Below are 9,282 nucleotides of genomic sequence, written 5' to 3' on the forward strand. Positions count from 1 at the left end.
TGGCCAAGGCAAATAGTAAGAAGAGAGGAAGAAGCTTGAAAGGCGACACCCTCCATCCGAGTGCCGCCTCGTGCCGCCTCAGGCGCGCTTGGCCTTGCGTGCCTTGGGTTCAGGCAGTAGCGGCGCCAGGAAATGGCCCGTATGGGAATGTGCGAGCACGGCGACCTGTTCCGGCGTTCCTTCGGCGATGATGCGTCCGCCGCCGGAGCCCCCTTCCGGCCCGAGGTCGATGATCCAGTCCGCGGTCTTGATCACGTCCAGATTGTGCTCGATCACCACTACGGTGTTGCCGTGATCGCGTAGCCGGTGCAGCACGCCCAGGAGCTGACGAATGTCCTCGAAGTGAAGCCCCGTCGTTGGCTCGTCCAGGATATAGAGTGTCTGGCCGGTATCGCGCTTGGCCAGCTCACGTGCGAGCTTGACGCGCTGTGCCTCGCCGCCGGAGAGCGTCGTGGCGCTCTGGCCCAGGCGAACGTAGGAGAGGCCCACGTCCATCAGTGTTTGCAGGCGTCTGGCGATCGCCGGTACCGGGCTGAAGAATTCCAGAGCCTCCTCGATGGTCATCTCCAGCACCTCGTGGATGCTCTTGCCCTTGTAGTGGATCTCCAGCGTCTCGCGATTGTAGCGCTTGCCCTTGCAGACATCGCAGGGCACGTAGATATCCGGCAGGAAGTGCATCTCGACCTTGATCATGCCTTCGCCCTGACACGCCTCGCAGCGGCCGCCCTTGACGTTGAAGCTGAAGCGCCCCGGCTTGTAGCCACGGGCGCGGGCTTCCTGCGTACCCGAGAAGAGTTCACGGATCGGCGTGAAGATGCCGGTATAGGTGGCGGGGTTGGAGCGAGGCGTACGACCGATCGGGCTCTGATCGATGTCGATGATCTTGTCGAGCTGATCGAGACCCTCGACGCTGCGATAAGGTGCCGCGGTGAGCGTCGTGGCGCGATTGAGTTCGCGCGCAGCGATCGGCATCAACGTCGAGTTGATCAAGGTGGACTTGCCGGAACCGGAAACGCCGGTCACGCAGACGAACAGGCCCAGCGGCAGCGCCAGATCGACATCCTGTAGATTGTTGCCACTCGCGCCGCGCAGATGAAGCTGCTTGTCCGGATTGACCGGAATGCGATGTGGCGGCACTTCGATACAGCGCTTTCCGGAAAGGTACTGTCCCGTCAGCGATTCCGGCGTTGTCTCGATCTGCTGGGGCGTACCCTGAGCCACAATGGTGCCGCCATGCACGCCGGCCCCCGGCCCGATATCGAGGACATGATCGGCGGCGCGAATCGCGTCTTCGTCGTGTTCGACCACGATCACGGTGTTGCCCAGGTCGCGCAGGCGAATCAAGGTGCGCAGGAGGCGGTCGTTGTCGCGCTGATGAAGGCCGATCGAGGGCTCGTCCAGAATATACATCACCCCGACCAGGCCGGCGCCGATCTGGCTGGCCAGGCGGATGCGCTGGGCCTCGCCGCCGGAGAGCGTGTCGGCACTGCGCTCCAGCGTCAGGTAGTCGAGCCCGACATTGACCAGGAACTCCAGACGCGCATGGATTTCATGAACGATCTTGACCGCGATCTCGCCCTTGCGGCCGGGTAGCGTCACCTGGCCGAAGTATTCCCAGGCTTCGCCCACCGGCATTTGAGTCAGCGTCGGCAGATTATGACCGTCGATGAAGACATGGCGCGCCTCCCGCTTGAGGCGGGTGCCATGGCAGGTCGGGCAGGGGCGTACAGCCAGGTATTTGGCGAGGTCGTCGCGCACCATGGAGGATTCGGTCTCGCGATAGCGCCGCTCGAGGTTGGGCAGCACACCCTCGAAAGGGTGTTCGCGGGTGACCTTGCGCCCCCGGTCGTTGACATAGCTGAACGCGATCTCGTCCTTGCCGCTGCCGTTGAGCAGCAGGTCGCGCTCGTGACGGGCAAGTTCGTTCCAGGGCGTGTCCAACGTGAAGCGGTAGTGGTCGGCGACGGCCTGCAACTGGCTGAAATAGTAGATGCTACGGCGATCCCAGCCCTTGATCGCGCCTTCGGCCAGCGACAGTTCCGGATGGCTGATCAGCTTGTCCGGGTCGAAAAACTGGCGCACGCCGAGGCCGTCGCAGGTCGGGCAGGCGCCGGCCGGGTTGTTGAACGAGAACAGCCGCGGCTCGAGCTCGGAAAGCGAGTAGCCGCAGATCGGGCAGGCGAAGCGTGAAGAGAACGCCAGATCTTCCTGCTCGCCGTCCATGAAGTGGATGATCGCTGTGCCATCGGCCAGGTTGAGCGCGGTCTCGAAGGACTCGGCCAGACGCTGCTGCAGGTCCGGGCGAACCTTGATGCGGTCGACCACCACGCTGATATCGTGCTTGCGCTTTTTGTCGAGGTCCGGCACATCGTCGAGCTCGACGGTATGACCGTCGATCACCGCGCGTACGAACCCCTGGGCTCGCAGCTCGCTGATCAACTGCTGATGCTCGCCCTTGCGGCCCTTGACCACCGGAGCCAACAGCATCAGCCGGGTGCCCTCGGGCAGTGTCAGTACCTGGTCGACCATCTGCGAGACCGTCTGGGCCTCGAGCTCTTCGTCGTGGTCAGGGCACCGCGGCGTCCCGGCGCGAGCGAACAGCAGGCGCAGGTAGTCGTAGATCTCGGTGATCGTGCCGACGGTGGAGCGGGGGTTGTGCGAGGTCGATTTCTGCTCGATGGAAATGGCCGGCGACAGTCCTTCGATATGGTCGACGTCGGGCTTTTCCATCATCGACAGGAACTGGCGGGCGTAGGTCGACAGGGACTCGACGTAGCGTCGTTGCCCTTCGGCGTAAAGCGTGTCGAATGCGAGCGAAGATTTACCCGAACCGGATAGACCGGTTACCACGATCAACTTGTCGCGCGGCAGTTCGACATCAATGTTCTTCAGGTTATGGGTTCGTGCGCCCCTGACCAGAATGCTGTCCATGACTACCTCGTGCTGCGACGCGGGAAACGACCATTATAGGTCGCGGATCAAATGACCGGCAAAGCCGGCTGCTTTCACTGGCGGAAGGCGAGCGGTAAAATGTGTCACTCATTCCGAACCATCCTCGGTCTTGACCGAGTTCACCCAACGTTGTGACCTCCATGAATTCTCGTTTTCTCGTCACCGAACGACGTGCCATCGTCGGGCTGGCCAGTCTCTATGCTTCGCGCATGCTGGGCCTGTTCATGGTCCTGCCGGTCCTGGCGCTGTATGCCGATCATCTCGATGGTGCGACTCCGCTGCTGGTCGGCATGGCGCTGGGCGGCTACGGCCTGACTCAGGCTATCCTGCAAATTCCCTTCGGGCTGCTGTCCGATCGTATCGGTCGTAAAGCCGTCATCGGCGGCGGCCTCGTGCTTTTCATCATCGGCAGTCTGGTCGCCGCCAACGCTACTTCCATCACCGGCATCATCATCGGCCGCTGTCTGCAGGGCAGTGGCGCCGTGGCCGGTGCGATCATGGCGCTGCTGGCCGATCAGACCCGTGAAGAGATCCGTACCGCGGCGATGGCGACCATCGGCCTTTCCATCGGCGTGGCGTTCGCCGTTGCCATGGTGGCAGGCCCACTGGTCGCGGATATCGGCGGACTTGCCGGCGTGTTCTGGTTTACCGCCGCGCTGGCCGCCTGCGGACTGCTGATCCTGTGGAAGCTGGTACCGAAAGCGCCGAAGCGCATGCCGCATCGCGATGTCGGCATCGACCGGCGTCAGCTTCGCGCGACGCTTGCCCAGAGCGACCTATTGCGGCTGGATTTCTCGATTTTTGCGCTGCATCTGATTCTGACTGCCTGCTTCACGGCGCTGCCGTTCCGGCTCGAGGCATTGGGGTTCGCGCCGGCGGATCATGGCTGGGTCTACCTGCCGGTGATGGCACTGGCCTTCGTCGGCATGATTCCGCTGGTCATCGTGGCCGAGAAGTATCGCAAGATGAAGCCCATTTTCATTGGTGCCGTCGCGGCGATGACGCTGATCCTGCTAGGCTTCGGTGAACTGGCAAACGACCGGGTCTCGTTACTCACCCTACTTTGGGGCTTTTTCGTCGTCTTCAATCTATTGGAAGCCACACTGCCCTCGATGATCAGCAAATTGGCGCCGGCAGGTGCCAAGGGAACGGCCATGGGCGTCTATTCGACCAGCCAGTTCCTGGGGGCTTTCCTCGGCGGCACATTGGGTGGAGCGTTATCGCAGGGTTTCGGTGTTCAGAGCGTATTCCTGGGGGCGGCGGTGGTGGGCGCGATCTGGCTGGCCGTGGTCTGGAAGATGCCCGCCCCGCGCCATCTCTCGAGCGAGATCATCGCACTCGACAAGCAATCCATGGACATGCTCGATACACTACTCGACCGTTTTGCCTCGGTGACCGGCGTCGAGGACGTCATGGTGGTACCCGAAGAGCAGGTCGCCTATCTCAAGGTCGACCGTCAGCGTCTGGATGTCGAGATGCTGGCCAGTATCGCAGGTAAACAATGGCAACGAACCGACGCGTGAGCGCGTCGCAACGCAGGAATGCGAGGAGACAACGATGGCCAGAGGTGTAAACAAAGTCATCCTGATCGGCAACCTGGGACAGGATCCGGAAGTCCGCTTTCTGCCTTCGGGGAATCCGGTGTGCAACCTGCGCATCGCCACGACCGATAGCTGGACCGACCGTCAGAGCGGCCAGCGCCAGGAGCGTACGGAATGGCACACCGTGGTGCTGTTCAACAAGCTGGCGGAAATCGCCCAGCAGTACGTGAAGAAAGGGTCGCGTATCTATATCGAGGGCCGGCTGCAGACCCGTAAATGGCAGGGGCAGGACGGTCAGGATCGCTATTCGACCGAAATCGTCGGCAACGACATGCAGATGCTGGATTCCCGAGCCGGTGGCGGCGGTGACTATGCGCAGCCCCAGGGGCAGTACGGCGGCGCGCCGCAGGATAGTTACGGTCAGCAGGCGCAGCAGGGCAACTATGGCGGCAATCCGCAGCCACAGCAGCGCCCGCCGCAGTCAGGGCAGCCGCAACAGCGTCCTCCGCAACAGGGACAGCCGGCGCCACAGCCCAATCAGAACCCCAACTACGGCGCCCCCAACCCGGGTAGCTTCGACGATTTCGACGACGAAATTCCGTTCTGACGCGCGTCGATGAATGACGTCCAGGAAAGTGACCAAAGCCCCGCCAAGCGGGGCTTTTCTGTCCTGGTATCGTGCGGCAGCGCAATGACCGATCGCTTCGGAGGGTTCCGCCGAGTCATAGCGTAGAATCGTTGGGCATGACCACGGGTGTGGTCGCGAGGCCGCCGATCTCGACGTCGATCTCGAACAGGGACCCGGCCAGTGGTTCGTCGTCGCAACCGGTGGCTGCCGAAGTGACGAACAGGCGATCCAGCGCTTCACCGCCGAAAATACAGGAGGTGGGCCGGGAGATCGGGAGCGCGACTTCGCGATCGAGCGAGCCATCGGCGTGATAGCGGGCAATGCGGCCGCCATCCCACAGGGCGATCCATAACCCGCCTTCGCGATCGCAGGTCATGCCATCCGGATAGCCGGCGCCCTCCGGCAGTCGAATGTGCTCGCGGCGGTTCTCCAGCTCGCCGTCGTCGTCGAGATCGAAGGCGAAGACGATCTGGCGCGCACTGTCGTTGTGATAAAGTGTGCGACCGTCGGGGCTGATGGCAGGGCCGTTGGTCACGTGGTATTGGCTGTCCATCTCGATCAGCCCGCGGCTGTCGAGACGAAACAGGTAGCCGTGAACCTCGGCTTCGGCATCGTCCATGGAACCGAACCATAGCCGGCCGTGGGTATCGCTGTTGGCGTCGTTGAGGCGATCGCCGTCCGGCAGCCATTTGACCGGTGTGAGTCTCTTGCCGATACGAGGGCCATCGGCATCGAGGTCGAGTTCAGCTACGCCGGAGTGCAGGCCGGCAACGAAGCCGCCATCCTCGCGGGGCAGCAGCCAGCAGCAGGCTTCTTCGAGATCCCAGCTCTGGCGTTCTCCATTGTCGGGGTGGTAGGCATGCAGTCTGGCCTGCCGAATGTCGACGAACAGCAGAGCCTGAAGACTATCGGACCAGATGGGGCCTTCGCCGAGTTCGGCGCCATCCTCCCAGGCCACGGTGACGTCCTCATTCATGATGTCTCTCCCTAGACTAGCGAAGTGTGCCGGTATCGATGTCCGTCAATATCAATGTCTGTCACTATCGATACCCTGATTATCAATGCTTCCGTTGTCACGGCTTTTATTATCATAGTGCCGGTATCGACAATGGAAATATGGTTCTCCCAATGAGTAAGGATCCAAAAGCGATGATGCGTGTCGAGGTGCCATCGTGAAGTGTCTGGTGTTGCAAGCAGAGCATTGTCTGAGTCTGGCGCTGCGCGATACGGCCGCGCAGCGTAGCGACATCGAGTATTGGCCGGCACCGGAGCTGGTGGACGCCGACGTACTGGCCACGATCGGCCCGGATGCCGTGATCGTGCCGCCGCTGGCAGATCCTGGTCGCCGCGAGCCGGCGGTGGTCTATGCCCACGCCAGTCAGGTCGAAGCGCTGCTCGAAGCGTGCCAGGCTCGCCGGATTCCGCTGATCTGGTGCGTCTCGGACACGCTCTACGAAGATGGAGCGGAAGGCCCGATCGACGAGGACGTTCTGCCACGACCGCGGGATGAGGCGTTGCGCCGTCTGATCTCGGTTGGCGAGCACGTGCGCCGCCATCCCCAGCATCTGATCCTGCGTCTGGGGCCGCTGTTCGGGCTCGAAGGCGAAGGCGCCTGGTTGAGCGAACTGATCGAATCGCTGATGCGCGGCGAATCGGTGCGTGCGGCCCAGGATCTGGTGCTCTGCCCGACATCGGTGAAGGCCGTCGCGCGCGCGCTGACGGGCGTGCTACTGCAGCTCGATAGTGGTGCTGGTGCCTGGGGCACCTACCATCTCTGCGGTACGGAACCCGTCAGCGTCTTCACCTTCTGCTCTGTGGTCCGGACACAGCTGGCGACGCGTCTCGAAGGCGTCGGAGCCTTGCCGGCGCCGGGTGAATTGCTGGCGCTCAATCAACACCACGACACGCCGCTGCGACGAGTGCTCAACTGTCGTCGGCTGCTCGATGTCTTCGGTATCCACCAGAAGTCCTGGCGGCTGGAGTTGGGACTGATGCTGGATGCCTGGTGCCAGCAGCACTATCCCGACCATGATGAGGTCGATAATGGCAGCCGAGACAGTCGCAAGGGGGAAACGTCCCGCGCATGAAAGCCTTTCGTAGTGTGATCTTCTATATCGGTTATTTCCTGGCGATCCTCGTCTCCGGTCTGCTGATGTTGCCCATCGGTTTCGCCCTGCCGACCCGCTCGCGGTTCCGCCTGTTCAATTGGCATAACCGATTCATCATCAGATGGCTCTCCTTGACCTGCGGCATTCGCTACCACATTCGTGGCCGTGAGCGGGTTCCCGAGGGGCCCTGCGTGGTACTGGCCAATCATCAGAGCGAATGGGAAACGGTTTATCTGCAGCTGCTCAAGACACCGATCTGCACCGTGCTCAAGAAGGAACTGCTCGAGATTCCGCTATTCGGCTGGGGCGTGCGTCTACTGCGACCGATCCCGCTGGATCGCTCGAAGCCGTCGGCCGCCATGCGTCAGGTGCTTTCTCATGGCAAGCAGCGTCTGGAAGAAGGGTTGTCGGTACTGATCTTCCCCGAGGGGACGCGCGTACCGCCGGGACAGCGACGTCGCTTCAACAAGAGCGGTGCGGTAATCGCGTGTCGTACCGGCGTTCCGGTGCTGCCCGTCGCTCACAATGCCGGCGAGCGCTGGGGCCGTCATTGGGTCAAGCAGCCCGGCGTGCTCAATGTGGTCGTGGGCGAGCCGATCGAGACTGTCGGCCGCAGCCCCGAAGAGGTGATGGCAGAGATGGAAGCCTGGATCGAGCGCACCCTCGACGAGATATCCGAAGTGCCGCGTCCACCGCTGCCGGAGAAGGCTGCGCCGGCAGAGTTGCCGTCCTGACCCGATTCGCTGAGACGGATAGCAGAAAACGAGCCCAAAAAAGGCGCCCCGCGGGGCGCCTTTTGCATTGGTAACGATGAAGCCAGACGATCAGCTTTCGAAGCGATCCAGTACCAGACAGGCGTTGGTGCCACCGAAGCCGAAGCTGTTGGACAGCACGCGCTTGACGTCGACATCGTCGCGACGCTGGCGAACGATGTCGAAACCGTTGGCCTGCTCGTCGAGCGTATCGATGTTCGCCGAGGCGCAGATGAACCGGTTCTGCATCATCAGCAGCGAGTAGATCGCTTCCTGCACGCCGGTCGCGCCCAGCGAGTGCCCCGTCAGCGACTTGGTCGAACTCATGGCCGGCGTGGTGTCGCCGAATACGTCACGGATGGCCTTGAGCTCGGCCACATCGCCTACCGGCGTCGAGGTGCCGTGGGTATTGATGTAGTCGACCTTGCCTTCCAGTCCTGCGAGCGCCTGACGCATGCAGCGTGCCGCGCCTTCGCCGGAAGGGGCGACCATGTCGTGCCCGTCGGACGTCGCGCCGTAGCCCGTGATCTCGGCATAGATCTTGGCGCCGCGAGCCTTGGCGTGTTCGAGCTCTTCGATCACCAGCATGCCGCCACCGCCGGCGATGATGAAGCCGTCACGATCCACGTCGTAGGGGCGCGAGGCCTTTTCCGGCGTGTCGTTGTAATGGGTGGTCAGCGCGCCCATGGCGTCGAACAGACAGGACAGCGTCCAGTGTTCTTCCTCGCCGCCACCGGCGAAGACCACGTCCTGCTTGCCCATCTGGATCTGTTCTACGGCGCTGCCGATGCAGTGGGCCGAGGTGGCGCAGGCAGAGGAGATCGAATAGTTGACGCCCTTGATCTTGAACGGCGTCGACAGGCAGGCCGAAACCGTGCTGCCCATGGTGCGCGTCACGCGGTAGGGGCCGACACGACGCAGACCTTTTTCCCGCATCACGTCGGCGGCTTCGACCTGATTGGCGCTGGAGGCACCGCCGGAGCCTGCGATCAGGCCGGTACGCGGGTTGGAGATGTCGCTGGCCTCGAGCCCGGCATCGTCGACCGCCTGCTGCATGGCGATATAGGCGTAGGCGGCTGCATCGCCCATGAAGCGCAATTGCTTGCGATCGACCAGAGATTCGATGTCGATATCGACGACACCGGCAACCTGGCTGCGAAAGCCAAGTTCGGCATATTCCGGCTTGAAGCGAATGCCGGAGCGCCCCTGGCGCAGAGAGTCGAGCACCTGTTGGGCGTCGTTGCCCAGGCAGGAAACGATGCCCAGGCCGGTGACTACCACTCGTTTCATGGAAGCCTCCC

Annotated in this window: 7 protein-coding genes; 4 read left to right on the top strand and 3 right to left on the bottom strand. The window is 62.6% G+C overall.

Annotation, left to right across the window (positions count from 1 at the left end; translation table 11 throughout):
* Positions 1-78 precede the first annotated feature (78 nt).
* Positions 79-2,931, bottom strand: coding sequence for an excinuclease ABC subunit UvrA (gene uvrA / locus R3F72_RS11955; RefSeq protein WP_332779731.1), 2,853 nt, complete (start codon positions 2,929-2,931; stop codon positions 79-81).
* Between the two features lie 161 nt (positions 2,932-3,092).
* On the opposite strand from uvrA, the gene R3F72_RS11960 reads away from it, so the two are divergent.
* Positions 3,093-4,475: an MFS transporter gene (locus R3F72_RS11960; RefSeq protein WP_332779732.1), complete on the top strand. Its 1,383-nt coding sequence runs from the start codon at positions 3,093-3,095 to the stop codon at positions 4,473-4,475.
* Positions 4,476-4,509: 34 nt separating this feature from the next.
* Positions 4,510-5,100, top strand: coding sequence for a single-stranded DNA-binding protein (locus R3F72_RS11965; protein ID WP_332779733.1), 591 nt, complete (start codon positions 4,510-4,512; stop codon positions 5,098-5,100).
* A 115-nt stretch (positions 5,101-5,215) separates the two neighbouring features.
* On the opposite strand, the gene R3F72_RS11970 is transcribed toward R3F72_RS11965, so the two are convergent.
* Complete coding sequence (locus tag R3F72_RS11970) at positions 5,216-6,097, bottom strand: SMP-30/gluconolactonase/LRE family protein (protein WP_332779734.1); 882 nt, start codon at positions 6,095-6,097, stop codon at positions 5,216-5,218.
* Positions 6,098-6,293: 196 nt separating this feature from the next.
* Between R3F72_RS11970 and R3F72_RS11975 the strand changes: the two genes are divergently transcribed.
* Entirely contained in the window at positions 6,294-7,208 is a 915-nt protein-coding gene (locus tag R3F72_RS11975) for a sugar nucleotide-binding protein (protein ID WP_332779735.1), read from the top strand.
* Entirely contained in the window at positions 7,205-7,963 is a 759-nt protein-coding gene (locus tag R3F72_RS11980; RefSeq protein ID WP_303856122.1) for a lysophospholipid acyltransferase family protein, read from the top strand. The genes R3F72_RS11975 and R3F72_RS11980 overlap by 4 nt, the downstream gene beginning before the upstream one ends.
* 90 nt (positions 7,964-8,053) lie before the next feature.
* On the opposite strand, the gene fabB is transcribed toward R3F72_RS11980, so the two are convergent.
* Positions 8,054-9,271: a beta-ketoacyl-ACP synthase I gene (fabB, locus tag R3F72_RS11985; RefSeq protein ID WP_332779736.1), complete on the bottom strand. Its 1,218-nt coding sequence runs from the start codon at positions 9,269-9,271 to the stop codon at positions 8,054-8,056.
* Positions 9,272-9,282 lie beyond the last annotated feature (11 nt).

Source organism: Salinicola sp. 4072, assembly GCF_036663415.1.
GTDB lineage: Bacteria > Pseudomonadota > Gammaproteobacteria > Pseudomonadales > Halomonadaceae > Salinicola > Salinicola salarius_A.